Consider the following 24,440-nt stretch of genomic DNA (forward strand, 5'->3'; position numbering starts at 1 on the left):
CGCCTCGACCAACGTGACAGAGGTCCGGCGAGCGCCTCGGACGACGGGAGACGAGTGACGGGCTGGCAGGACGCGCTGGACGAGCTGGTCAGGACGCGCGGACGCGCGCTCGCCGGCTACGCGTACCTGCTCACCGGCGACGTGCGCGAGGCGGAGGACCTCGTGCAGGACGCCCTCGTCCGGACCTTCACGCGCGGGCGCCCCGTGCGTGAGGTCGCGTCGGCCGAGGCCTACGTGCGCAGGACGATCCTCACGACGTACGTCGACGACTTCCGGCGTCGACGGCACTGGGCGACGATCCGGCACCTCGCGGTCGTCCCCGAGACGAGCCCCACCGACGGGCCGAACGCCGGACCGGAACCCGTCGTCACGACCCGCCTCGCGGTGCAGCAGGCCCTCGGGCTGCTGCCGCCGCGCGAGCGCGCGTGCATCGTCCTGCGGCACTTCGAGGACATGACCGTCGCGCAGGTCGCCGACGCTTTGTCCCTCTCGGTCGGCACCGTCAAGCGGTACCTGTCCGACGCCACGCGCACGCTCGAGGAACGGCTCGGCCCCCTGGCCGGGCGCGACGACGACCCCGAGCACAGCGCCGACGACGTCCTCGTCACGCCCCGGAGGCCCCGATGAGCACACGACTGGACCTGGCGCTCCACGAGATCGCGGACGCCGCAGGCGACGCGACCGCGTTCGGCGACGACACCGCGGCCGGCACCGTCGCGACCGTGCGGCGCCTCACGGGCCGCGTGCGACGACGTCGTGCCGTGCGGGGCGCCGGGACGGCGGCGGTCGCCGCGAGCGCGGCGGGCGCGGTCGTCCTCGTCGGCCCGCAGCTGACGGTCGACCCGACGCCGGCCGTGGCACCGGGAGCGTGCGGCACCCCGTTCACCGGCACGGGCGACGACGCCGGGGACGCCGGCTTCACGATCGGCGTGGACGCCGGCACCGTCCCCGTCCCGGCGGGCTCGACGTCGTTCGGGACGTGGCAGAGCAGGACGCTCGCGGTCGCCGTGGAGGTCGAGGTGCCGCTGCCCGAGGGCGCGACGCCGGACGGCACCGGCACGGTGCCGGTGGAGCAGCCCGCGTCGCCGGACCTCGTGCTGACGCGGGACGACGTCGTCGTCGCCGAGACCGTGCTCGACCCGTCCCGCGCGGCCGCGGCGGGATCGGCGTGGGAGGCGTCGGGCGACGACGTCCCCGGGCTGCTGGTGTCCCAGGTGGTCGAGGACGGCGAGGTCTCGCTGCTCTGGACGAGCACCGTGGACGTCGTCGCGTGCGACACCGGCGGCGCGCTGCCGTCGGGCGACTACGAGGTGTGGGCCACGCACGCCGGGACCGACGGCGTCGAACGGGTCGTGGGGCCGTACGACCTCACGCTCGCTGCCGAGCAGCCCTCGGTGGCCTCGTCGCTGCCCGCCGACTTCCCCCCGGGCGTGCCGCTCGTCGGCGGGCGCCTGGTGTCCGCGACGCGCGACGGCGACCGGTGGACCGTCGAGGTCGCGACACCCGCGACCGACCGCGAGGTCGCCGCACTGAGGATGCTGTCCGCCGCCGCGCTGCGCACGGGTGGCGCGGCCGGCGAGGTGCTGACCGGGCCCGACGGCGGGACCGTCCTCGACGGCTGGTCGGTCCGCGTGACCCCGACGTCCACGTCGGACGGCGAGCCGTCCGTCGTGTACGTCCTGACGCCCACGGACTGACCCGGCGAGGTCCGCGGCGCGACGGGTACAACGATCCGGCCCGCCCGGGCGTCTCTTGCTGGTGACGGGCGCTACGGTCCCGTCACCACGACGGGAGGTCCGGGTGCCGGCGACGCAGGAGGCGACACGCGCGCCGGACGACGTCCCGCGCGAGGTGCCCGACGACGTGCTCGACAGGCTCGCCCGCGAGCGCGGTCGTGCGCTGTTCGGCTACGCCTACCTGCTGTGCGGCGACGCGCGCACCGCCGAGGACCTCGTGCAGGACGCGCTGGTCCGCACGTTCGCGCGGCTGCGCGGCGGGACCGACGTGGTCGCCGCCGAGCACTACGTGCGCACCGCCGTGCTGCGCGGGCACCTCGACGCCGTGCGGCGGCGCGCCCGCTGGGCCGCCGTGCGGCACCTGCTGCACGTCCCCGGCGACGACGAGTCGCGCGACCACGCCGACGCGGTCGGCACGGGATCGGCCGTGCACGCCGCGCTCGCGGCGCTGGCCCCGCAGGAGCGGGTCGCGGTGGTGCTGCGGCACGTCGAGGACCTCACGGTCCCCGAGGTCGCGCACCGCATGGGACTCGCCGACGGCACGGTCAAGCGGTACCTGTCGACGGCCTCCGCGAAGCTCGCCGACCGGTTGGGGCGGGACGTCGACGAGGACGACGACGTGTCGGTCCGGACGAGGGGGGCACGATGAGCGGGCACGACGACCTGTGGGACGCGGCGCGGGACGAGGCCGAGCGGCGCGGCGCGGCGTACGAGGTGCCGGTCGAGCGCGTGCGGGCGCGCGTGCGGCGACGCCGGGCCGCACGTGCGGGCGCGACGGGGACCCTCGCGCTGGCGACCGTCGGCGCGGTCGTCGTCGCCGTGCCGCAGCTGCTGGGCGCGCCGGGCGGCACGGCCGTGGGGTCGTCGGGCGACTGGCCCGCGGCGTTCGCGCGGTGCGGGCAGCCGGTGGACGACGTCGTCGCACCCCCGGGGCGCGTCGAGCAGACGCTGCTGCAGGCCCGCGACGTGGTCGGCCCGGACCGCACGTGGCTGGCGACGACGTCGACGCGTGTCGACGGTGCGGCGGCCCTCCCCGACGCCTTCGACGACGTCGAGGTCGTGCTCGTGCGCGACGGGGTCGTCGTCGGGGTGGACGGCGGGGAGGGTCGCGTCGTGGTCGGCGCCCACGAGGTGACTTTCGAGCCGGGCTCGGGGACCGTCACCGCCGTCACGGCGTCCTGGGGCTACGGCGCACGGCTCGTGTCGTGCGACCAGTACCCCGACGGCGAGGGCGACCCCGAGGTCGTCGCCGGCGACTACGAGGTCGTCATGACGCAGACCGTGACCTGGACCGAGCCCGACGGGAGCACCGCGACGGGCCGCGCGTCGGTCACGGCCCCCGTGCGCGTGTCGGACGACGCCGCGCACGGGCAGGACTCCCCCGAGACGTGCGGCGCCCCGGCGTCCGACCTGGCGGCGACCGCCGGCCCGGAGGCCAACCCGTTCGCGGTCACGCTCGACGCGGACGTCCCGTCGACGTCCGCGCCCGGGTCGCCGCTGCGCTTCACGGTGACGGCGACCAACGAGGGCACGGCGGCCGTGACGGGTACGACCGGGCACCTCGGCGTGCTGCTCACCCGCGACGGCCGCGTCGTCGGGACGCCGGCCCCGCGCGAGGACGTCGCGCTGGACGCGAGCCTGCCGGCCGGGGCGTCCCGCACGTTCGAGGCCGCGAGCGACCTGCGCGGGTGCGCGGCGTCCGACGCCGGCGCGGACGCCGGGCCGCTGCCGCCCGGCGAGTACGAGGTGTGGGTCACGGCCGACCTGGTGCTCACCACGCCCGGCGGAGCCGACGGCGGTGCGACGCGCGAGCACCTCGTCTACGGCCCGTGGCCGCTGCGGCTGGGGTGACGTCGGCGCGCCGGGGCAGTCAGGTTCAGCCGCGGTGCAGACGTGCCCGCGGGACGCGGGCGAGCGCGGCCGCGTACGGGTCGACGACGGGGCCGGGCCGGGCGTCGCGCAGCACGTGGTCCCGCACGCCGAGGTCCGCGAGGACGGCGACGAGCTCGGCGACGTCGTCCGGCGTGAGCACCGCCGGGTCGACGGTCGTGCGCACCTGCAGGTCGACGCCGCTGTCGAGCACCAGGCGCAGCGACGCGAACGCCTTGTCCGCGGCGGCCGCGCCCGCACCCGCGCGGGTGATCGCGCCGTACAGGTAGGCGGGCGCCTTGACGTCGAGCACCACGCGGTCGACGTGCGGCAGCAGGTCGGGCAGGCGCGCCGGGTACGCGCCGGAGGTGTGCACCGCGACGAGCAGCCCGAGCGCGCGCACCTCGCGCGCGGCGGCCACGACCCCCGGCTGCCGGGTCGGCTCGCCACCCGTGAGGACCAGCCCGTCGAGCAGGCCGCGGCGACGGCGCAGCAGGTCGATGACGTGCGACCACGGGACCGTGCCCGGGAGGGTCGGGTCGAGCAGCGCACCGCCGTGGCAGTACGTGCACCGCCACGGGCAGCCCTGCAGGTACGCCGTCGCGACGAGGCGGCCCGGCCAGTCGTCGGCCGACAGCGCCACGAGGTCCGCGACCTGCACGGAGGTCGCCCGGCTCTCCCACCCGGCCGGCGAGGTCACGCGCAGGGCTCCCCCGGCGCGCGGCGCGCGGCGACCGGGTCGGTGCGTCGCCGCATCGCTGCTCCTCGCTCGTCGGGTGCTCGTCGGGTGCTCGTCGGGTGCTCGTCGGGTGCTCGTCGGGTGGGGGTCGAGCACAGCACCTCGCGGCGGCCCGGCGCCACGTCGCCGACGCGCGCGGCGGCCGGCGGGAGCCTCCCGCGCCCGGGAGTCGTACCCGCCGGTCGGTGCGGCAGGGGCGAACGTCCCGGACGTGGTCCGCGCGTCAGGCCGACGCACCGCCGGGAGCACGCACGAGCCGCACCCGGTCACCCGGACGCAGCTGCGCGGCCCGGGCCCGGCCGTCGGGCGTCAGCACCGCGACGACCGGGTAGCCGCCCGTCACCGGGTGGTCGGGGCCGAACAGCACGGGACGGCCGTCGTGCGGGACCTGCACGGCGCCCGCGACGAGCCCCTCCGAGGGCAGCTCGCCCGCCGCCGCGCGCGTGAGCGCCGGGCCCGTGAGCCGGACGGCCACGCGGTTGCTGTCGGGCGAGACCTCCCAGACGGTCGACCACAGCCGGACCCGGCCCGCGGCGTCGAGGTGCGTGAGGCGCGGGCCCTCGACGGCGGGCAGGTGGACCACGGCCGGCGGTGCGGGGTGCACCGCGTCGCGCGCGTGCGCGGCACCGCCCCGGGGGCCGGGGGGCACGGGGAGGTCGGGCGGCGCCGGGAGCTCCGGCAGGCCGTCGTACGCCGTGCCGTACGCGAGGACGTCGCCGGCGCGCAGCGGCGCCGGGCCGAGGCCCGACAGCACGTCCCGCGAGCGGGAGCCGAGCACGCCCGGCACGTCGACGCCGCCCCGCACGGCGAGCCACGACCGCAGGCCGCGCGCGGGCGCGTGCAGCGTGAGCGTCGCACCCCCCGGCGCCCGCACCGCGACCCCGACCGGCACGGGCGCACCGTCGAGGTCGGCGTCGTCGACCGCACCCACCAGGGCGAACGCCGTCGCGGCACCGAACCGCACGACGAGCCCGCCGAGCACCGTCTCGAGCACGGCCGCGTCCCGCGCGTTGCCGACGAGGCGGTTCGCACGAGCGAGCGCGGCGGGGTCGGCGGCGCCCGAACGCGGCACCCCCACGGCCGCCAGGCCCGGTCGGCCCGCGTCCTGCACGAGCGTGAGCGGCCCCGCCGCGACGACCGTGAGCGCGAGGGGCAGCGGCGGCACGTCGCGGACGGGGTCGTCGTCGCGGTCGGGGTCGCACGCCGGTCGCCCGGTCGCGGCGGCGGCCGGCGGGGCGGACGGGGACGGGGCGGGCGGGTCCGCGGCCGCAGGCGCGCCGGCCGGCGGGCGCGGCGCCGCCGTGAGCGCCGCCGGGGCGGTGCGGACGAACCGCACGCGGTCGCCGGCGCGCAGCAGGGCGGCGTCCGCGGCGCCCCGGGACGCGTCGAAGAGGGCGAGGTCGGTGCGGCCGAGCAGCCGCCAGCCACCGGGCGTCGGCGCCGGGTAGACGGCCGTGAGGTCGCCCGCGACGGCCACCGAGCCCGCCGGGACGCGCGTGCGCGGGCGCGCGAGGCGCGGCACGTGCAGCACCGGGTCGAGGCCGGTGACGTACGCGAACCCCGGCATGAACCCGCCGAACGCGACCCGGTACCCGCCGGTGCCGCCCGCGAGGTGCCGTGCGACCACCTCGTCGACCGTCAGCCCGAGCGTGCGCGCGACGTCGTCGAGGTCCGCGCCGTCGTACACGGTGGGCACCTCGACGGTGCGCGCAGGTGCACGCCCCGGGCCGGCGTCCTGCGCGTCGCGGGCGAGCGCCGCGACCTCGGCCGCCCACCGCGCACGGCTGCGCGGCTCGCCGCGGACCAGCACCGTGCGCGCCGCGGGCACCACGTCGACGACGGCGCGCGGCGGGTCCGCGCGCAGCCGGGCGTCGAGCGCGTGCACGGCGGCGAGGTCGGCGACCTCGACGAGCACGGCGTCGTCGCCGTAGGGCTGGACGGTCGTCACGGGGTGGGCCCGTGCCGTGGTGGTCCGGGTGCGCGCCGACCGGCCGCGCGCGCCGCAGCCGTGCGTGCTCCGCCCGCGGAGGGGCCGCCCGGCTCCGGAGCGCCCGGGGCGAACGGCCGGACGTCCACGCCCGCGTCGGCGAGCGCCGCGCGCACGGCCGTCGCGAGCCCCACGGCGCCCCGGGTGTCGGAGTGCAGGCACAGCGAGTCGGGGCGCAGGCGCACGGGTGTGCCGTCGACGGCCGTCACGACGCCGTCGACCGCGAGCCGGACGGCGCGCGCGGCGGCGACCCGCGGGTCGGTGACGAGCGCACCGGGCTCGGTGCGCGGCACGAGCGTGCCGTCGGCGCGGTACCCGCGGTCGACGAACGCCTCGACGACGGTCCGCAGGCCCGCGTCGGCCGCGAGCGCGAGCACGCGTGAGCCCGGCAGGCCGAGCAGGGCCAGGTCGGGGTCAACCGCGAGGACCGCGTCCACGACAGCGCGCGCCTGGACCGCGTCGTGCACGACCGCGTTGTACAGCGCGCCGTGCGGCTTGACGTGCGTGACGCGCGCGCCGACGCTCGCGGCCACCGCGACCAGCGCCCCGAGCTGCGCGGTCACCTGCGCCCGCAGCACGTCGGGCGCGACGTCGACGTGGCGACGGCCGAACCCGGCGCGGTCGTCGTACGACGGGTGCGCGCCGACGGCCACGCCGCGCGCGAGCGCACCCGCGCACGTCGCCGCCATGGTCGCGGCGTCGCCACCGTGGTAGCCGGCGGCCACGTTCGCGCTGGTCACGAGGTCGAGGAGCGCCTCGTCGGCCGGGGGCTCGACGCGCCACGGCCCGTCCCCCTCGCCGAGGTCCGCGTTGAGGTCGATCACCGCCATGACCCGATCCTCCCGCACGCGCACCCGACCACGGGCGCCTCGGGGTCGGGTGCCCGCCGGCGCCCGACGAGCCGGTGGGAGGATGGGGGCGTGGGTCCCGGCGAGCTGCTCGACGTGCTGCTCGCCGGCGGCCGGCGGGCGGACCGGGCGACCCACGTGCGGGACCTGCCGGCACGGCCGGGTGCGCGCGCGGACTGGCCGGCGTGGGCCGACGCGGACGTGGTGCGGGGGTACCGCGCACTGGGCGTCGAGCGGCCGTGGGAGCACCAGGCGGACGCGGCCGACGCCGCGTGGTCGGGGCGTCACACGGTCCTCGCGACGTCGACCGGGTCGGGCAAGTCGCTCGCGTTCTGGCTGCCCGCGCTGTCCGCCGTGCGCCGGGGTGCCGCGGGAGCGCTGCTCGACCCGGGCCGCATCGAGTCGGTGCAGCGCCGCCCGACCGTGCTGTACCTCAGCCCGACGAAGGCGCTCGCGGCGGACCAGCTCGCGGCGCTCGAGCGGCTGCTCGCGGCGGCGGGCACGCGCGACGTGCGCGTCGCGACGTGCGACGGCGACACGTCGCGCGACGAGCGCCGCTGGGTGCGCGAGCACGCGGACGTGGTGCTGACGAACCCCGACTTCCTGCACTTCGCCCTGCTGCCCGCGCACGCGTCGTGGTCGCGCGTGCTGTCGTCGCTCGCGTTCGTGGTGGTCGACGAGTGCCACGCGTTCCGGGGCGTCTTCGGCGCGCACGTCGCGCTGGTGCTGCGGCGGCTGCGGCGGCTCGCGGCCGCGTACGGCGCGTCCCCCGTGGTCGTGATGGCCTCGGCGACGACGTCGGACCCCGCCGCGAGCGCGGCGCGGCTGCTGGGCGTCGACGCCGACGACGTGCACGCGGTCACCGCCGACGCGTCGCCCGCCGGCCGCAAGACGCTCGTGCTGTGGCAGCCGCCCGAGCTGCCGGGGGGCGACGGGCCGTGGGCGTCGCTGCTGCCGGACGAGGACCCGTGGGCGACCGTCGTGGTGGCTCCTCCCCCGCCCGACGTGCCCGAGGGACCGGGCGGCGCGGACGGGGCCGGCTCCGCCGACGGCCCGGCGGACCCGGGCGACCCGGACGGCCTCGCGGCTCGCGGCTCGGGCGTCGACGGTCCCGCTCCGCAGCCCGCCCCGCCGACCGAGGGATCGGGTCCCGTGGGCACGGGCGAGCGCCTCGTGGCCGTGCCGCAGGACCGCCCGCGACGCACGGCGACGGCCGAGGTCGCCGACCTGCTGGCCGACCTGGTGTCGGCCGGTGCGCGCGTGCTGGCGTTCACGCGGTCGCGCCGCGGCGCGGAGTCGGTGGCCGCCACGACGCGGGACCACCTGCGCGCGGTCGACCCGACGCTGCCGGCCCTCGTGTCGTCGTACCGGGGCGGCTACCTGCCGGAGGAGCGGCGCGCGCTGGAGGAGGCGATCCGCGCGGGTCACCTGCGGGCGCTCGCGACGACGAACGCGCTCGAGCTGGGTGTCGACATCTCGGGCCTGGACGCGGTGCTCATCGCGGGGTGGCCGGGCACGCGCGTGTCGCTGTGGCAGCAGGCGGGGCGCGCCGGACGCGCCGGCGCGGAGGGGCTCGTGGTGCTCGTCGCGCGCGAGGACCCGCTCGACACGTTCCTCGTGCACCACCCCGAGGCCGCGCTCGACGCACCCGTCGAGGCGACGGTGTTCGACCCCGGCAACCCGTACGTGCTCGCGCCGCACCTGTGCGCGGCGGCGGCGGAGCGGCCGCTGCGCCGCGAGGAGCTGGACCTGTTCGGGCCGCGGGCGCTCGCGGTGCTGGGTCAGCTCACCGAGCGCGGTGTCCTGCGGCGCCGCTCGTCGGGCTGGTACTGGACGCACGCCGAGCCCGCGAGCCGGCTCACGGACCTGCGCGGTGCCGGCGGCCAGCCGGTGCGCGTGGTCGAGGGCGTGACGGGTCGGCTGCTCGGCACGGTGGACGCCGCGTCGGCGGACGCGACCGTGCACCCGGGCGCCGTGTACGTGCACCTGGGCGTCACGTACGTGGTCGACGAGCTGCACCTCGAGGACGGGGTCGCGCTCGCGACGCGGCGCGACGTCGACCACGGCACGTGGGCGCGGTGGGTCACGTCGACCAACGTCGTCGAGGTCGAGCGCGAGGTCGCGTGGGGTCCCGTCACGTGGTCGTTCGGGCAGGTCGACGTGACGACGCAGGTGGTCGGCTACCAGCGTCGCCGGATCCCCGACCTGCAGGTGCTGTCGACGCACGACCTGGACCTGCCGGAGCGCACGCTGCGCACCGCCGCCGTGTGGTGGACGGCCCCGCCGGAGGTGCTGGAGCGGGCGGGGGTCACGCTCGAGGTCGCACCGGGTGCGCTGCACGCCGCCGAGCACGCGTCGATCGGGCTGCTGCCGCTGCTCGCGACGTGCGACCGGTGGGACCTGGGGGGTCTGTCGACGCTCGTGCACCCGGACACGGGGCACGCGACGGTCTTCGTGCACGACGGCCACCCGGGCGGGGCGGGGTTCGCCGAGCGCGGCTTCGACCTGGGGCCGGTGTGGCTGCGTGCGACGCGCGACGCGATCGCCGCGTGCCCGTGCGCGACGGGCTGCCCGGCCTGCGTGCAGTCGCCCAAGTGCGGCAACGGCAACGACCCGCTCGACAAGGCCGGGGCGCTGCGCCTGCTGTCCACCGTGCTCGCGCACGTTGCGACGAGCGGGACGACGTCGTCCGTCTGACCTTCCCCGGCTGCGCCGCGGGCGGGGAGGACCGCGTTGGTAGCCTGGCGCGATCATGGCTCTGGTTCATCCTGACGCGCGGTCCTGGGCCGAGGCCCACTCGGCCGCCGGGTCCGTGCGGCTCGGCATGCTCGAGGCGATGGCCTGCCAGTCGTACCCCGAGGTCGTCGCGACGTTCGGCGACGACGGCGCCACGATCGCCGAGCTGATCGAGGACCGCGCGCCCAGCACCGCGCGGCGCGCGCTCACCGGCCTCGGTGTCGTCCTCGTGATCGCCGCGTTGATCGCGCCCGTCGCCGGGGTCGCCGTGCTCGGGGCGGAGTCCGACCTCGTCCAGCGCATGCCGGCGGACCGGTCGGTGCCGATCGCCGCCGTGTGCTTCGCCCTCGCCGTCGTGGTGCTCCTCGTCACGGGCGTCGCCTGGGTGCGTGGCGGCGCCCGGTGGTCGGGCATGGTCTGCGGCGTCGGAGCGGTGTTCGCCGTGTGCGGGGTCTTCGCGTCGATCAGCATGCCGACCGTCGCGGGGCGCGACGGCTACGACCTCCCGACGACCATGCAGGCCCCGGTGTGGACCACGCTGGCCCTCGGGCTCCTGCTCACCGCCGTGACGGTGCTGCGCTTCCGGGTGCGCGACCCCGAGCCGCCGGTCACCCCCGACGCACCGACGACGACCGGCGATCGCCACGTCGCCGAGCTGGCCGCGCGCGGCATCCCCGACGCGGAACGCGTCGCGATCCTGGCCGATCGCGACGCGGCGCTGCGCGTCCTCGCGGAGCGCGGCCTCCTCGACGAGACGACCCTGGGCCGTGCGCTCGCGGCGCCGCTGGGCACCCTCTTCGCTCTCGAGGTCCCGACGGACGCCGGACCGGACAGCACCCGCTGACGTCGGCCGGGCGCGGCGGGGCCGTTGGAGCGGCCCTCCTCCAGCGACACCCGCGACCGCGGGCCGCCGGGCCGTGCGCACGCTCCCGCCGGGACCGACGCACGCGGACGAGGGACCGGTCCGCCCATCCAGGCGCCGAGGTCCGCCACGCGCGCCCGACCGGCGCGTGCGACGACCGGCGGCACGTGGCCCGGCGCGGGCGACGCCGCCGACCGCACCGACGGGTGCGTCGACCCGGACGTGCACGGTCACGTCACCGCGCGCGCCCCGCGCGCAGGACGTCACCGACGCGCCGTTGCGGCCCGCGGCCTGCGCGGCGTGGCCGCACGGGTCGGCGCCGCCGTCGACGACGTGCTGCGCACCGGCGAGCGCGGCCAGGTCGGCGGCCGCCGCGGCACGGGCACGCGCCGCGTGCGCGCCGCCGACCAGCCCGGTCGCCGCGACGAGCACGAGCGCGACCGCGACGACCCCGAGGACCAGCACGGCGCCCGACCCGCGGTCGTGAGCCGCCGCGCCGGGCGCCCGCCCGCGGCCGCCGCCCGGAAATCTCACGGCTCGGTCCAGGCGGTCGCCGAGGCCGCGGCGCGCAGGCCGGTCCCCCAGGTGCTGAACGGTGCGCTGACCGCGACGGTGACCCACCTGCCCTCGCGCTCCACGCGGACCTCGCCGCCGCGCGGGCCGAGCACGTGACGGGCCGCGGCGACGACCTCGCCGTCGGTCTCCCCCAGCGCCGCGACGCGTGCGGCGGTCCGCGCCGCGTCGAGGCACGTGAGCCGCACGACGGTCGCGGCGCCGACCGCGAGGACCGCGACGAGCACGGCCGCGACGGCCACCATGCCCACCGCGAGCTCGGCGGTGACGGCACCGCGGTCGCCGGCGCCCGCGCCGGTCGCGAGCTGCGCGGAGGCGCCGCGGTCGGGGACGCCGCGCCTCGCGACCGCGGCAGCACCGCCGGGACGGCCCCCACGACCGCGACGCCCCGCGCTCATCCGCCCAGCGCCTGCGCGATCAGACCGGTGAGCAACGCCTTGACCTGACCGCCCTTGAGCACCACCAGCAGCACGCCCGCGAACGCCACGGCCGCAAGCGTCGCGATCGCGTACTCCGCGGTCGCCATGCCCTCGTCCGTCGCGCGGCGCGCGCGGGCGACCACACGGGCCCCCACGCGTGCTCCCCGTGTTCCGCCGCACGCGCCGTGCACGCTCGGTCGGCGGACGCGTCGGCCCAGCCCTCGCCCCCACCCTCGTCCCAGCGTTCGTCCCATCGGTCGGCTCCTTCTCGTCGCCCTCGTCGGACGCCCCGTCGGCGCCCGGCACGAGAGTCGCGGGACGCGCGTCACCCGCGGGGGGCGGCCACGCGGACCTGCCCGGCGCCGAGTCGACGCAGGGACTGGGGGCGGGTGGGCGCCGCTCCCGGGACGTCGCCGACCCCGCCCGCTCACCAGGTCACCGGGCTGACGGGCCTTCGAGCCGACGGCCCGACGAGCCACCCCGGCCGCCGGGTGGGCTGGCCGACGGCCCGACGGGCCACCCGGCCGCCGGGCCGACGGCCCCGACGGCCCCGACGGCCCGACGGGCTACCGAGCCGACAAGCCGCACCTCACCGGCCGAGGAGGTCCCCCGCCAGCCCCAGCACGACCGGCACGAGACCGAGCAGCACGAACGCCGGGAGGAAGCACGCGCCGAGCGGCAGCGTCAGCCGCACGCCGAGCGCACCCGCGGCAGCGCGGGCCGCGGCGCGACGGTCGCGCCGCCGCCGGTCGGCCGCCGCGCGCAGCAGCGGCCCCGGGGACGACCCCGCGTCCCACCCGACGCGCAGGGCCGCGCCGACGGCGGCGACCGCCGCGGGCGCACCGGCCCACGCGACGTCCCACGGCGCGCCCATCCCGAGGGCCGTGCCGGCCCGGACGAGCGCGTCGCCGTCGGCGCCGCCCAGGTGGCGGCCCGTGCCGACGAGCGCGGCGGGCACTGCGGCTCCGCCGCGGACGGCGGCGGCGCACAGGTCGAGCACGAACGCGGGGTCGAGCGGCGCGGTCGTCAGGTCGTGCACAAGACGGTCGGCACGGCGACGCGCCCTGCGACGCCACGCACGAAGGCTCCCGCCCCCGGCGCCGGTGCGTCCCCCGGTCTCCCCGGAGCCCGGGGCACGGGGTGCCCGCACGGCGCGCCACGGCAGCGACCCCAGCAGCACCGCGAGCGCGACCACGACGCCGGCCGCCGCGGCCGGGCCCACGTCACCGGCCGTCGGTGCGACGAGCCCGGCCGTCACGGCACCACCGCGCGCCGCAGCAGCGCCCGCACCCACGCCTGCCCGGCTGCGGCGAGAACGAGGCCCGCGGCGCCGAGTGCGCTGCCGACGCCGCCGCCCGTCAGCACCTCCCACGGTCGCGCGCCGATCGCGGCCCCCACGAGCAGCCCCAGCACGGGCAGGAGGACCAGCACACGGGCCGTGGCGCGCGGACCCGCGAGCGCGGCCACGAGGTCGGCGGACTGCTCGGCGTCGGCGGCGACGGCGTCCGCGAGGTCCGCGAGGACGTCGGCCAGCGGGGCACCGGTCTCGGCGGCGACGCGCGTGCCCGCGAGCACGGCACGGACGCGGGCACGGTGCGCGGCGTCGTCCGGCACCGCGGCACGGCGCGCACCGACGCGTCGCCCGTCGCGGCGCGCGCGGCCCACGGCCAGCAGGGCGGCTGCCGGTGGCGTGCCGTCGTCGGCCCCGGGGACGCCCAGCACGGAGCGCCACGCGTCGGTCGGCGGCACGCCCGCACGCAGCTGCGCCGCGACGGCGTGCAGCACCGTCGCGAGGTCACCGCCGGCGCCGCGCGGCGACCCCGCGGGCCCGGCGTGCCCCTCGCCGGGACGTCCGCCCGTGGCTCCGATCCGCCCCTCGCGGGGACGTCCGCCCGCGGACGACCACGTCGGCCCCGCGGTTCCCGACCGCCGCGGACCGCCGGACCCGGGACGCCCCGCGGCGCGCGGCGGCCGCCGCACCGGTGGCCCGCACGCCGCGACCACGGCCAGCGCGACGAGCGCCGCGACGAGCGGTGTCACGGGCCGTCCCGCGGGACGTGGCCGAGCCGCGCCGCGAGCCGCGACCACCCGTCGCCACGACGGACCCGCCCCGCCGCGTCGACGTCGAGCGCGGTGCGCACCTCGAGGCCGCCGTCGGTGTCGCGCCGCACGACGACGCCCACCTCGGCGAGGTAGCGACGCCCGGAGTCGGCGCCGTGCCGGACGCGGCGCACGTGCAGCACGGCGTCGACCGCGCTCGCGGCCTGGGCGGCGACGGCGGCGCGGTCGAGGCCCGCGAGCGCGGCGAGGGCCTCGAGCCGCGCGGGGACGTCGGCGGCGGTGTTGGCGTGCAGCGTCGCGCACCCGCCCTCGTGGCCCGTGTTGAGCGCCGCGAGCACCTCGCGGACCTCGGCGCCGCGGCACTCGCCGAGGACGATCCGGTCCGGTCGCATGCGCAGCGCCTGGCGCACGAGGTCGGCGAGGTCGACCCCGCCGGCGCCGTCGACGTTGGGGGCGCGCGCGGTGAGGCGCACCACGTGCGGGTGGTCGGCGACGAGCTCGCCCGCCTCCTCGACCAGCACGACGCGCTCGTCGTGCGGGACCGTGGACAGCAGCGCGGCGAGCAGCGTCGTCTTGCCGGCGCCCGTGGCGCCCGAGACCAGCAGGTTGGCGCGCGCGTCGACGAGGGCCCGCAGCAGCGGGACGAGCGGCGCCGCGACCGTGCCGGACGCGGCGAGGTCCGTGAGCGTGAACGCGCGCGGCCGCACGACCCGCAGGCTGAGCGTGGTGCACGCGTCGGTGAGTGGCGGCAGCACGGCGTGCAGCCGCGTGCCGTCGGGCAGGCGGGCGTCGACGGTGGGGGCGGCGTCGTCGAGGCGGCGTCCGGCGGCCGCCGCGAGCCGCACCGCGAGCGCCCGGACGTCGGCGGGCGCGCCGAGGTCGACGTCGACGCGGAGCAGGCGCCCCGCGCGCTCGACCCACACGTCGCGCGGGCCGTTGACGAGGACGTCGGTGACGGCGGGGTCGTCGAGCCAGCGCTGCAGCGGGCCCGCGCCGAGCAGCTCGTCGGCGACGGCGCGCACGCTCTCGGCGAGCGCGACGGGGCCGAGCAGCGTGCCACCCGCACGCAGCGCCGCGTCGACGAGGCGGGTCATGCCGTCGCCCACGGGTCCGCCGACGGCGGGCGCCCCCTCGCGCAGCGCGTCGCGCACCCGGGCGACGACCGCGGGCGGGACCGGACGCCGCGCGGGGGCGTCGCAGGGCACGGCCACGGCGCCCTGAGCCGCAACCGACGTGGCCGACGTGGCGCCGTGCTGTGGACCGGACCGCCGCACGGCGGGGACCACGGCGCCCCGCTCGTCCGGGCTCACCACCCGGCCCCGCCGCTGGTCAGCCGTCGCGCGACGGCCTCCGCGGCGCGCGTGGCGGGTCCGCGTCCGCCGAGCCCGACCCGTTCGGCGCGCGCCGCCAGGGCGCGGTCGTCGCGGCCCGCGTGCCACACGTCGAGACCGGTCGCGTCGGCGAGGTCGGCGGCGGCCAGCCCCGCGGGGCCCCCGCCGCGGACCACGAGCCCGTGCGGCGCGCCGGACGCGGCGAGCCGGGGGCGCAGCGCGAGCGTGCCGGCGACGCACCGCAGGTCGGGGCGGGCGACCACGACGACCGCGTCGCACGCGGGCAGCGGCGCGTCGCCCTCGACGACGGAGCCGCGGCCGAGGTCCAGCACGAGGGCCCCGACCGTGCGTGCGAGCGCATGCAGCACGTCGACCCGGACGCCGGCGTCGACGGGCTCGGGGCGCGTCCGGTCGGCCGACAGCACGGCGCACGCGCCCCAGCGGGGCAGCAGCGCGAGGACGTCGGCGCCGGGGACGTCGCCGCCGGCGCCGCGCAGGTCGGACCACCGCGCGCCGTCGACGTCCTCGAGGCCGAGCACGACGTCGACGCCCGCGGCGGCGGGGTCGAGGTCGACGAGCGCCGTGGCGGTGCCGCGGGACAGGCGGCGCGCGAGCAGCGCCGCGAACGTCGAGGCGCCGACGCCGCCGCCGGCGCCGACGACCCCGACCACGGTGGCGCTGCGGGCGTGCTCCATGCGTGCTCCTGCCGGTCCGGGCGGCCGCCGTGGGGCGGGTGGCCGTGCGATCGTCGCGCGCCGCGCCCACCGCCGTCGGCCCGCGGCCGCCATCTGGGGAGTCCTCGACCGCGACAGGGACTGTGGTCGGTTCGACGCCCGGGGTCCCGCGGTTCGCGCGCGATCACGCGGGACGGGCCCGCCACCTGCCGAGGGCGGAGGGCGGGCCCGCGGCGGGGAGGGCCGTGCGTCGGCGGCTCCCGCTACGCTCGCGCACGTCCGGTCCCCGAGCGTCGCGGAGCGTCATGGCCGTCCCCGTCGACCCCGTCCCCGTCGACCCCGTCGACCCGCTGCCCGTCGACCCCGTCGCGCGCGGCGGGCCGGCGCCGCGCGGGCGCGTCGCCGCGTTCTTCGACCTCGACAAGACGATCATCGCCACGTCGTCGGCGACCGCGTTCTCCAAGGGCTTCCTCGCGCAGGGCCTGCTGACGCGCCGCTCGGTCGTCGCGTCCGCGTACGCGCAGCTCGCGTACCTGCTGGGGGGCGCCGACGAGACGTCGACCGAGCGGCTGCGCGCGGCGCTCGCGCGCACCGTCGCGGGCTGGGACGTCGCGCAGGTGTCGACGATCGTCCGCGAGACGCTGCACGAGTCGATCGACCCGACGGTGTACGCCGAGGCGCTCGACCTCATCGCGCGGCACCGGGCGGCGGGCCACGACGTCGTGGTCGTCTCGGCGTCGGGCGCCGAGGTGGTCGAGCCGATCGCGGCGCTGGTCGGTGCCGACACGGCGATCGCGACGCGCATGACCGTCGAGGACGGGCGGTACACCGGGGAGATCGAGTTCTACGCATACGGCGAGCACAAGGCGACCGCGATCCGTGACCTCGCCGCCGCGCGCGGCTACGACCTCGCCGCGTGCTTCGCCTACTCGGACTCCGTGACCGACGCCCCCATGCTCGCCGCGGTCGGCCACGGCGCGGTCGTCAACCCCGACCGCGCGCTGCGGCGCCTCGCGCTCGCCGAGGGCTGGGCCGTGCTGACGTTCCGACGGCCCGTGCCGCTGCGCCGGCTCGACCGCCGCGTGGGCGTCACGTCGGGCGCCGTCCTCGCGGCGGGCGTCGCCGTGGTGCTCGCGGCGTGGTGGTGGCACCGGCGGCGCCGTCCCGCCTGACGGGCGTCGCGTCCCACGATCCGGGCCGCGGGCGCGGGGGTCCTGCACCGACGCGCGGGACCGTTGCCCCGCCGCGCGGACGGGGTGTAGGACGGGGGTCACAACTGAACGACCGCGAGAGCACCCACGCGCAGGATGGCCCCCCTCTGGGCCGGTCGACCGGGCTCGTCCCGGAGCGACCGCGACGTTGCACGCATGATCACTCTCCGGTCGTCGGTACGGCGACGGCGCTCCCTGGGGGCGCCGTCGTCGTGCCGGGGCGTGCACGACGACGCACGACCGGCCGTCAGCGGCCCCGCCCCGCACCCGCGTGCCGCCCCGCGAGCACCTCGTCCGCGACGCCGCGCGCGAGCAGCGCGCCACGGCGGACCGCGTCGGCGTGCGCGACGAGCCACGCCGCGACCCCCGCGACGTCGCCCGCCGCGTAGCGCGCCGCCGCGGCGACGTACGCGGGCGGCGCGTCGCGCCACACCTCCTCGGGCAGCACGGTGCCCGTCGGGTCGAGGCCCGAGCGCGTCGCCAGCAGCCGCGCGAGGGCCCGCGCGACCACGCCGTTGGCAGCAGCGAACGGCCGCACCGCGAGCAGCTCGGCGTGCACGACCGCCGACACCACGAGGCCCGGCGCGCGCGAGGCGTCGGCGTCCCGCAGGACCGCGGCGACCCGGTCGCTCGCGACGGCCGGCGGCGGCGCCTCCCCCAGGCCGCGCAGGTCGCCCGGCGCCCCCGTCCGCGGCCGCCCGAGGTCGGCGTCGGGCACGACGCCCGCGCCCGCGGCCGCGTGCAGCCGCGCGACCAGCTGCGGCAGCGGCACCACAGCGCCGCCGGGGCGCGCGCCCAGGTCGGGCAGGTGCCGCTCGACGAGCGCCTGCGCGCGCAGCGCCCCCGCCGCGACCGCCTCGACCCCGCCGCCGGGTGCGGACGTCCCGGTCGCCCACGCACGCAGCGCCTCGACCCCGACGGGCGCGCCGTCCAGCGCCGCCGACGCCGCGGCGGCCCGCAGCCCGGCCTCGGCGCGCACCTCGCGCCAGCGCCGCCGGAACGCCTCGTGCCAGCGCAGCTCCTCGCACGCGGCGCGCGCGGCGTCGACCGCGTCACGCACGCCGGGGAGCGCGGCCAGGTCGGCGAGCGGGTCGGGCGCGGCGCCGCTCACGCCGTGAACGTCGCCTCGCCGCGCTCGGGCAGCGCGGCGTCCAGGCGCGCGCGCACCGACGCGGACATCGGGGGCAGGTCGTCGAGGTCGTACCAGGCGGCGTCGGTGTTCTCGCCGTCGGCCGGTGCGGGCACGCCCGACTCCCACCGGCACCGGAACGTCAGGTCGAGGTACACCGACCGGTCGCCGTTGTCGTACACGACGGGCCCGACGACGCCCACGTGCGCGAGCCGCTGCGCGGTCGCCACGACGTCGGCCTCCTCGAGGACCTCGCGCACCGCCGCGACCGCGGGCTCCTCGGCCGGGTCGACGATGCCCGTGACGGGCGTCCACTCGCCGGTGTCGGCGCGGCGCACCAGCAGCACCTGCGTGCGTGCGTCGTGCTCGCGCAGCACGACGGCGGTGACGCCGGGCAGCCACAGCTGGTCGTGCCCCACGCGCTCGCGCAGGGCCAGGACGAAGGGCGGGGTGGGCACGCGCCGATGCTACGGCCCCCGCCGCCGGGCACGACGGGCCGGCGGTGCGGGGCGACGCGCGCACCGGCCCCCGGGCGCGCCACGGCGCGCGCGTCCACAATGTCGGCATGGTCTCCGCGCCCTCCGTGTCGTCGTCCATCACCGCCCGCCTCGAGGTGCAGGCCCGTCCCACGGCGGTGTCGGACCTCACGACCGCGATCGAGCGTGCGGGCGGCATCGTCACGGCGCTCGACGTCACCGCGTCGTTCACCGAGACCATGACGGTCGACGTCACGTGCGCGACCCGTGACGCCGACCACGCGGCCGACGTCGTGCGCGCGCTGGAGGGTCTCGACGGCGTCACGGTGCAGCGCGTGTCCGACCGCACGTTCCTCATGCACCTGGGCGGCAAGCTGTCGATCGAGTCGAAGGTGCCGCTGCGCAACCGCGACGACCTGTCGATGGCGTACACGCCCGGGGTCGCACGCGTGTGCCAGGCCATCGCCGAGCACCCCGAGGACGCGCGCCGCCTCACGATCAAGCGCAACACCATCGCGGTGGTCACCGACGGCACGGCCGTGCTGGGCCTCGGTGACATCGGCCCGCTCGCGGCGCTGCCCGTCATGGAGGGCAAGGCCGTGCTGTTCAAGCGGTTCGCCGACATCGACGCGTTCCCGATCTGCCTCGACACGACCGACGTCGACCGCATCGTCGACACGGTCGTCGCGATCGCGCCCGCGTTCGCCGGCATCAACCTCGAGGACATCTCGGCGCCGCGCTGCTTCGAGGTCGAGCGCCGGCTGCGCGAGCGGCTCGACGTCCCGGTGTTCCACGACGACCAGCACGGCACGGCGATCGTCGTGGTCGCGGCGCTGCGCAACGCGCTGCGCGTGGTCGGCAAGCGGCTCGCGGACGTACGCGTCGTGATGTCCGGGGCCGGTGCGGCCGGCACGGCGGTGCTCAAGCTGCTGCTCGCCGCGGGCGCGCGGGACGTGGTCGTCGCGGACGTCGACGGCGTGATCCACCGCGACCGGCCCGGACTGAGCCCGTCGCTGCGGTGGACCGCCGAGGCCACGAACCACCGGGGCGTCACGGGCACGTTGCGCGACGCGGTCGTCGGGGCCGACGTGTTCGTCGGGCTGTCGGCCCCCGACGTGCTGACCGGGGACGACGTCGCGCGCATGGCGCCCGACGCGATCGTGTTCGCGCTCGCCAACCCGCGGCCCGAGGTCGACCCCGACGACGCCGCGCAGCACGCCGCCGTCGTGGGGACCGGGCGGTCGGACTTCGCCAACCAGATCAACAACGTGCTCGCGTTCCCGGGCGTGTTCCGTGGCCTGCTCGACGCGCAGTCGCACCGCATCACCGACGCGATGCTGCTGGCGGCGGCGGAGGCGCTCGCGTCGACCGTGCGGCCCGAGGAGCTGAACCCGACGTACATCGTGCCGAGCGTGTTCCACCCCGACGTGACGTCGGTGGTCGCGGCGGCCGTGCGCCGCGCGGCCGAGGCCGACGGCGCGGGCCGCGAGCCGCGCGCCGCGACCGGGGAGATCGCGGCGGTGCGCCTGCGCGAGCACGACTGACCCCCGCGCGTCCACCCGGACCGCCGGAACTTTCGTCCCACGTCCGGGCTCCGACCACGCACGACGATGGACGCGTGCTGAGCATCCCCGAGGCCGTCGCCGCGCACGGCGACGGCGCCGTCCACAAGGTCGAGCTGACCCGCACCCCCGGGCTCTTCCTCGTCCGCACCATGCTCGCCGGCGCCTACATCGGCATCGGCGTGCTCATCATGGTGACCGCCGGCGGTCCGCTGACGGTCGCCGGGTCGCCGTGGGCGCCGCTCGTCAACGGGGCGGTGTTCGGCATCGCGCTCATGGTCGTGCTGGTGGCTGGCGGCGAGCTCGCCACGAGCGCCATGATGATCCTCACGCAGGGCGCGATGCTCGGCCGGGTCGGCTGGGGGCGCGCGGGGCTCACGCTGCTCGCGTGCCTGGCCGGCAACCTGCTGGGTGCGATGGCGTTCGCGGGGCTGCTGCACGTGTCGGGCGTGCTGGCACCGGGCACCGCCGGCGGCGAGGCGATCGCGCGGATGATCGCGCACAAGGCCGAGGCCTCGACGCTGCAGCTCGTGGTCCGCGGCGTGCTGTGCAACGTCATGGTGTGCCTCGCGGTGTGGTGCTGGGCCCGCCTGACCAGCGAGATCGCGCGGATCGCGGCCGTGTTCGCGTGCGTGCTGGTGTTCATCACGTCCGGCTTCGAGCACGTCGTGGCCAACATGACGACGTTCTCGCTCGGGCTGTACGGCGGCCTGCCGCACGCGACCGTCGCCGAGTTCGCCCGGAACGTGCTCGCGGTCGGGCTGGGCAACACGATCGGCGGCGGGCTGCTCGTGGGCGCCGCGTACGCGTACGGCGTCCGGCGCGTGGTCGCCACCGAGACGCTCGTCGTGCCGGACGACGCCGCGCACACGCCGCGGCCCGAGGCCGCGGGGGCCGCAGCCCGCTGACCGTCCGCGCCGGCCGACCATCGGGGCCGGCCGACCATCGGCTCCGGCCGACCGTCGGGTCCGCTGCCGTCGGGTCCGGCCGACCCGTCGATCGCGGAGCGGGCCCGGCGCGTGTCGCCGACGCGCCGCGCGCGACGGGCGGCGTGGCGCGCACGCGCGCAATAGCGTGGCCGCAGGCGCCGCGCGTCACGCGGCCGCGACCCGAGGAGCACGCCGTGAGCACCTCCGACCCGAAGCGCCCGGACGACGACGCCGACACCGACACGGGGCGGCACGCGGTCGCCCGACCCACCCCCGCACCGCCCGAGCCCGCCGCCGACGCACCCGACCCCGTGGTCGCGCCCGGCACCTCGCGCCCGGCCGCCGCGGACCCGTCAGCCACGCCCGCGCCGGCAGCCGCGCCGCCGAGCGCTCCGCCGTCCGGCCCCGCCCCCGCGCGCACGTCGGTCGGGGACCGCACGGCGCCCACGCAGGTGGAGGCCGGGTCGTCACCGGCCGGCGACGACCCGGGCACCGGCACGGCACCCCCCACGGGCGCGCCCGTCCCGTCCCCGCCCCCGGCCGAGCGTGACGACGACGAGCTGTTCCCGGACCCGAACGCGCCGCGCACGCCGCACGCGGGCACCCACGTGCTCGGGGTGCTCGTGGGCCTCGTGCTCGCCCCGCTCGCGCTCGCGCTGACCCTGGTCGGGCAGAGCCGGATCCTCGTCGTCCAGGCCGACCGCTGGGACGCGTCCCTCGAGCTGCTGGGCATCGCGCTCGTGACGGCCGGCGTGCTGCTGCTCGCCGCCCTGCTCGTGCTCGGGCTGTGGACGGCCGCGGTGCCGCTCACGGCCGGCGTCGTGCTCGGCGTCCTGGGCGGCGTCTACCTGTACGCACCGGGGGTCGCGCGCACGGCGTCGCTCGACGTCGTCGGCGCCGACACGTGGCGCCTCACGGTCACGCAGGTGACCGTCGCCGGCACCTCGGGCACCGCGATCGTGGCCGGGGCGCTGCTGCTCACGGCGGGCGTGGTCGTCGCGCTCGCCCGGCGCCACGGGGTCCGGCTCGGCGTGTTCCGCGAGCGCAACCGCGCGCACTGAGACGTCCCCCGCGGGGGCCTCCGGACGCGTTCCGGTGCGGACCTGTCCGGACCGGGGCTAATGTCCCTTCACGAGGACCACCCAGGTCAGCACCACCGCCGCACCGACGCCGCTGCGCAGGAGACACCGTGACCGAACAGTCTGACGCCCCGACGACACCCGAGGCCCCCGAGGCGCCGCACGATCCGCAGGCCACGCAGGGCCTGGAGAACCTGCTCACCGAGGACCGCCGGTTCCCGCCGTCGAGCGAGTTCGCCGCGCAGGCCAACGCGGGCGCCGACCTCTACGCGTGGGCCAACGCGGACCGTCCGGGCTTCTGGGCCGACCAGGCGCGGGACCTGCTGACGTGGTCGACGCCGTTCACGCAGACCCTCGACTGGTCCGACGCGCCGTTCGCGCGCTGGTTCGCCGACGGGCGCCTGAACGCCGCGTACAACGCGGTGGACCGCCACGTCGAGGCGGGCCGCGGGGACCGCGTCGCGCTGCACTTCGAGGGCGAGGGCGGCGACACCCGCACGCTCACGTACGCCGACCTGCAGCGCGAGGTCTCCAAGGCCGCGAACGCCATGGCGGCGCTCGGGGTCGGCACGGGCGACCGCGTCGCGATCTACCTGCCGCTGATCCCCGAGGCCGTGGTGACGATGCTCGCGTGCGCGCGCCTCGGCGCACCGCACTCGGTGGTGTTCGGCGGGTTCTCGGCCGAGGCGCTGAGCAGCCGCATCCTCGACGCCGAGGCGACGCTCGTCGTCACGGCCGACGGCGGCTTCCGGCGCGGCAACCCGTCGGCGCTCAAGCCCGCGGTCGACGAGGCGCTCGCGAAGGGTGCGCCGAGCGTGCGGCACGTGCTCGTCGTGCGACGCACGGGCCAGCCCGTCGAGTGGACGCCGGGCCGCGACGTCTGGTGGCACGAGGCGGTCGACGTCGCGTCGCCGCAGCACGAGCCCGTCGAGGTCGACGCCGAGCACCCGCTGTTCATCCTCTACACGTCGGGCACCACCGGGAAGCCCAAGGGCATCTTCCACACCACGGGCGGCTACCTCACGCAGGCCGCGTACACGCACCTCAACGTCTTCGACCTCAAGCCCGAGACCGACGTGTACTGGTGCACGGCCGACGTCGGCTGGATCACCGGGCACACGTACGTCGTCTACGGGCCGCTGGTGAACGGCGCGACCCAGGTGATCTACGAGGGCACGCCCGACACCCCGCACCGCGGCCGCTGGTGGGAGATCGTCCAGAAGTACGGCGTGACGATCCTGTACACCGCGCCCACCGCGATCCGTACGTGCATGAAGTGGGGCGAGGACATCCCCGCCGGGTTCGACCTGTCGAGCCTGCGCGTGCTCGGCTCGGTGGGCGAGCCCATCAACCCCGAGGCGTGGATGTGGTACCGCCGCGTCATCGGCGGCGACCGCACGCCGATCGTCGACACGTGGTGGCAGACCGAGACGGGCGCGATCATGATCAGCCCGCTGCCGGGGGTCACGGCCACGAAGCCCGGCTCGGCGCAGGTCGCGCTGCCCGGCATCGCGGCGGACGTGGTCGACGACGACGCGAAGCCCGTCCCGAACGGCGCCGGCGGCTACCTCGTCGTCACCGAGCCGTGGCCGTCGATGCTGCGCGGCATCTGGGGCGACCCGGAGCGGTACCGCGACACCTACTGGTCCCGGTTCCGCGACCTGTACTTCGCGGGCGACGGCGCCAAGAAGGACGCCGACGGGGACATCTGGCTGCTCGGCCGCGTGGACGACGTCATGAACGTGTCGGGCCACCGGCTGTCGACCACCGAGATCGAGTCGGCGCTCGTCGCGCACCCGTGGGTCGCCGAGGCGGCCGTGGTCGGCGCGACCGACGAGACCACGGGGCAGGCGGTCGTCGCGTTCGTCATCCTGCGGGGCGACGCCGCCGAGGCCGCGTCGTCCGACGCCGCGACCGTGCAGGAGACGCTCCGCACGCACGTCGCCAAGGAGATCGGGCCGATCGCCAAGCCGCGCCAGATCCTCGTGGTCCCCGAGCTGCCGAAGACGCGGTCCGGCAAGATCATGCGGCGCCTGCTGCGCGACGTCGCCGAGCACCGGCAGGTCGGCGACGCGACGACGCTCGCGGACTCGTCGGTCATGGATCTCATCTCGGCGGGGCTCGCCCGCCCGACGGCGTCGGCGGACTGACCCCTCCGCCCCGCGCGGGCCCGGCCACGACCGCGCACGGCTGACACGGCACGTGACCCGCGGCGCTCC

The 24,440-nt window shown here is 78.3% G+C and carries 22 protein-coding genes and 1 pseudogene; 11 read left to right on the forward strand and 12 right to left on the reverse strand.

Annotation, left to right across the window (positions count from 1 at the left end; genetic code table 11):
• Positions 1–54 precede the first annotated feature (54 nt).
• From GY42_RS08945 to GY42_RS08960, 4 genes are all read left to right on the forward strand, one after another.
• Positions 55–627, forward strand: a complete 573-nt coding sequence (locus tag GY42_RS08945; RefSeq protein ID WP_046529079.1) for a SigE family RNA polymerase sigma factor — start codon at positions 55–57, stop codon at positions 625–627.
• The gene (locus GY42_RS08950; RefSeq protein ID WP_046529080.1) at positions 624–1,697 is read left to right on the forward strand and encodes a hypothetical protein; all 1,074 of its coding nucleotides are present in this window, start codon (positions 624–626) and stop codon (positions 1,695–1,697) included. The genes GY42_RS08945 and GY42_RS08950 overlap by 4 nt, the downstream gene beginning before the upstream one ends.
• Positions 1,698–1,800: 103 nt before the next feature.
• On the forward strand, positions 1,801–2,385 hold the full coding sequence (locus tag GY42_RS08955) for a sigma-70 family RNA polymerase sigma factor (protein WP_236686752.1): 585 nt from the start codon (positions 1,801–1,803) through the stop codon (positions 2,383–2,385).
• Entirely contained in the window at positions 2,382–3,587 is a 1,206-nt protein-coding gene (locus GY42_RS08960) for a hypothetical protein (RefSeq protein ID WP_046529081.1), read from the forward strand. Before GY42_RS08955 ends, GY42_RS08960 begins: the two co-directional genes overlap by 4 nt.
• 25 nt (positions 3,588–3,612) lie before the next feature.
• Here GY42_RS08960 and GY42_RS08965 read toward each other — a convergent pair whose 3' ends face one another.
• From GY42_RS08965 to GY42_RS08975, 3 genes are all read right to left on the reverse strand, one after another.
• Positions 3,613–4,305: an anaerobic ribonucleoside-triphosphate reductase activating protein gene (locus tag GY42_RS08965; RefSeq protein WP_052748277.1), complete on the reverse strand. Its 693-nt coding sequence runs from the start codon at positions 4,303–4,305 to the stop codon at positions 3,613–3,615.
• 262 nt (positions 4,306–4,567) lie between these two features.
• Positions 4,568–6,292, reverse strand: coding sequence for an urea amidolyase family protein (locus tag GY42_RS08970; protein WP_046529083.1), 1,725 nt, complete (start codon positions 6,290–6,292; stop codon positions 4,568–4,570).
• On the reverse strand, positions 6,289–7,161 hold the full coding sequence (locus tag GY42_RS08975) for a LamB/YcsF family protein (protein WP_082131431.1): 873 nt from the start codon (positions 7,159–7,161) through the stop codon (positions 6,289–6,291). The genes GY42_RS08970 and GY42_RS08975 overlap by 4 nt, the downstream gene beginning before the upstream one ends.
• Before the next feature lie 90 nt (positions 7,162–7,251).
• Here GY42_RS08975 and GY42_RS08980 point away from each other — a divergent pair, with 90 nt between their 5' ends.
• Both GY42_RS08980 and GY42_RS08985 read left to right on the forward strand, forming a co-directional pair.
• A complete protein-coding gene (locus tag GY42_RS08980) occupies positions 7,252–9,876 on the forward strand; it encodes a DEAD/DEAH box helicase (RefSeq protein ID WP_046529084.1) in 2,625 nt (874 codons plus the stop codon).
• A gap of 55 nt (positions 9,877–9,931) precedes the next feature.
• Positions 9,932–10,759, forward strand: coding sequence for a hypothetical protein (locus tag GY42_RS08985; RefSeq protein WP_152667249.1), 828 nt, complete (start codon positions 9,932–9,934; stop codon positions 10,757–10,759).
• A gap of 198 nt (positions 10,760–10,957) precedes the next feature.
• Here the strand turns inward: GY42_RS08985 and GY42_RS20020 are convergent.
• From GY42_RS20020 to GY42_RS09015, 7 genes and pseudogenes are all read right to left on the reverse strand, one after another.
• Positions 10,958–11,398 (reverse strand): annotated as a pseudogene (locus tag GY42_RS20020) (Rv3654c family TadE-like protein); the annotation flags it as partial.
• Complete coding sequence (locus GY42_RS08990) at positions 11,308–11,748, reverse strand: TadE family type IV pilus minor pilin (RefSeq protein ID WP_236686753.1); 441 nt, start codon at positions 11,746–11,748, stop codon at positions 11,308–11,310. The gene GY42_RS08990 and the pseudogene GY42_RS20020, both read right to left, overlap by 91 nt.
• Complete coding sequence (locus GY42_RS19815; protein WP_226238931.1) at positions 11,745–11,924, reverse strand: DUF4244 domain-containing protein; 180 nt, start codon at positions 11,922–11,924, stop codon at positions 11,745–11,747. Before GY42_RS19815 ends, GY42_RS08990 begins: the two co-directional genes overlap by 4 nt.
• A 434-nt stretch (positions 11,925–12,358) precedes the next feature.
• On the reverse strand, positions 12,359–13,027 hold the full coding sequence (locus GY42_RS18180; RefSeq protein ID WP_160309404.1) for a type II secretion system F family protein: 669 nt from the start codon (positions 13,025–13,027) through the stop codon (positions 12,359–12,361).
• On the reverse strand, positions 13,024–13,554 hold the full coding sequence (locus GY42_RS18625; protein ID WP_236686754.1) for a type II secretion system F family protein: 531 nt from the start codon (positions 13,552–13,554) through the stop codon (positions 13,024–13,026). The genes GY42_RS18180 and GY42_RS18625 overlap by 4 nt, the downstream gene beginning before the upstream one ends.
• A gap of 251 nt (positions 13,555–13,805) precedes the next feature.
• The gene (locus tag GY42_RS09010) at positions 13,806–15,035 is read right to left on the reverse strand and encodes a TadA family conjugal transfer-associated ATPase (protein ID WP_046530746.1); all 1,230 of its coding nucleotides are present in this window, start codon (positions 15,033–15,035) and stop codon (positions 13,806–13,808) included.
• Positions 15,036–15,136: 101 nt separating this feature from the next.
• Positions 15,137–15,856, reverse strand: coding sequence for a pilus assembly protein FlpE (locus GY42_RS09015; RefSeq protein ID WP_046529087.1), 720 nt, complete (start codon positions 15,854–15,856; stop codon positions 15,137–15,139).
• Between the two features lie 284 nt (positions 15,857–16,140).
• Between GY42_RS09015 and GY42_RS09020 the strand changes: the two genes are divergently transcribed.
• Positions 16,141–17,007, forward strand: a complete 867-nt coding sequence (locus GY42_RS09020) for an HAD family hydrolase (protein WP_082131435.1) — start codon at positions 16,141–16,143, stop codon at positions 17,005–17,007.
• A gap of 286 nt (positions 17,008–17,293) precedes the next feature.
• Here the strand turns inward: GY42_RS09020 and GY42_RS09025 are convergent, their stop codons facing one another.
• Positions 17,294–18,157 carry a Fic family protein gene (locus GY42_RS09025; RefSeq protein WP_046529088.1) on the reverse strand — a complete coding sequence of 288 codons (864 nt, stop codon included), beginning with the start codon at positions 18,155–18,157 and terminating at the stop codon, positions 17,294–17,296.
• On the reverse strand, positions 18,154–18,633 hold the full coding sequence (locus GY42_RS09030) for an NUDIX hydrolase (protein ID WP_046529089.1): 480 nt from the start codon (positions 18,631–18,633) through the stop codon (positions 18,154–18,156). The genes GY42_RS09025 and GY42_RS09030 overlap by 4 nt, the downstream gene beginning before the upstream one ends.
• Positions 18,634–18,740: 107 nt before the next feature.
• Here GY42_RS09030 and GY42_RS09035 point away from each other — a divergent pair, with 107 nt between their 5' ends.
• The 4 genes from GY42_RS09035 (at position 18,741) to acs (ending at position 24,371) form a co-directional block, all read left to right on the forward strand.
• Positions 18,741–20,195: an NAD-dependent malic enzyme gene (locus tag GY42_RS09035; RefSeq protein ID WP_046530748.1), complete on the forward strand. Its 1,455-nt coding sequence runs from the start codon at positions 18,741–18,743 to the stop codon at positions 20,193–20,195.
• A gap of 74 nt (positions 20,196–20,269) precedes the next feature.
• A complete protein-coding gene (locus GY42_RS09040; protein ID WP_082131436.1) occupies positions 20,270–21,121 on the forward strand; it encodes a formate/nitrite transporter family protein in 852 nt (283 codons plus the stop codon).
• 215 nt (positions 21,122–21,336) lie between these two features.
• Positions 21,337–22,203 carry a hypothetical protein gene (locus GY42_RS09045; protein WP_046529090.1) on the forward strand — a complete coding sequence of 289 codons (867 nt, stop codon included), beginning with the start codon at positions 21,337–21,339 and terminating at the stop codon, positions 22,201–22,203.
• A 203-nt stretch (positions 22,204–22,406) separates the two neighbouring features.
• Positions 22,407–24,371 (forward strand): acetate--CoA ligase, encoded by a 1,965-nt coding sequence (acs, locus tag GY42_RS09050; RefSeq protein WP_046530750.1) that lies wholly within the window; start codon positions 22,407–22,409, stop codon positions 24,369–24,371.
• The last annotated feature ends 69 nt before the right edge of the window (positions 24,372–24,440 follow it).

Origin of the sequence: Cellulomonas sp. FA1, from assembly GCF_000986825.1 — a bacterium.
Taxonomy (GTDB): Bacteria; Actinomycetota; Actinomycetes; order Actinomycetales; family Cellulomonadaceae; genus Cellulomonas; species Cellulomonas iranensis.

What these genes read in the sequence shown, in the direction of transcription:
- GY42_RS08950 (WP_046529080.1), top strand. Translation starts at nt 624, where the DNA reads ATGAGCACACGACTGGACCTGGCGCTCCACGAGATCGCGGACGCCGCA.
- GY42_RS08960 (WP_046529081.1), top strand. Translation starts at nt 2,382, where the DNA reads ATGAGCGGGCACGACGACCTGTGGGACGCGGCGCGGGACGAGGCCGAG.
- GY42_RS08975 (WP_082131431.1), bottom strand. Translation starts at nt 7,161, where the DNA reads ATGGCGGTGATCGACCTCAACGCGGACCTCGGCGAGGGGGACGGGCCG.
- GY42_RS08985 (WP_152667249.1), top strand. Translation starts at nt 9,932, where the DNA reads ATGGCTCTGGTTCATCCTGACGCGCGGTCCTGGGCCGAGGCCCACTCG.
- GY42_RS08990 (WP_236686753.1), bottom strand. Translation starts at nt 11,748, where the DNA reads ATGAGCGCGGGGCGTCGCGGTCGTGGGGGCCGTCCCGGCGGTGCTGCC.
- GY42_RS09015 (WP_046529087.1), bottom strand. Translation starts at nt 15,856, where the DNA reads ATGGAGCACGCCCGCAGCGCCACCGTGGTCGGGGTCGTCGGCGCCGGC.
- GY42_RS09020 (WP_082131435.1), top strand. Translation starts at nt 16,141, where the DNA reads ATGGCCGTCCCCGTCGACCCCGTCCCCGTCGACCCCGTCGACCCGCTG.
- GY42_RS09035 (WP_046530748.1), top strand. Translation starts at nt 18,741, where the DNA reads ATGGTCTCCGCGCCCTCCGTGTCGTCGTCCATCACCGCCCGCCTCGAG.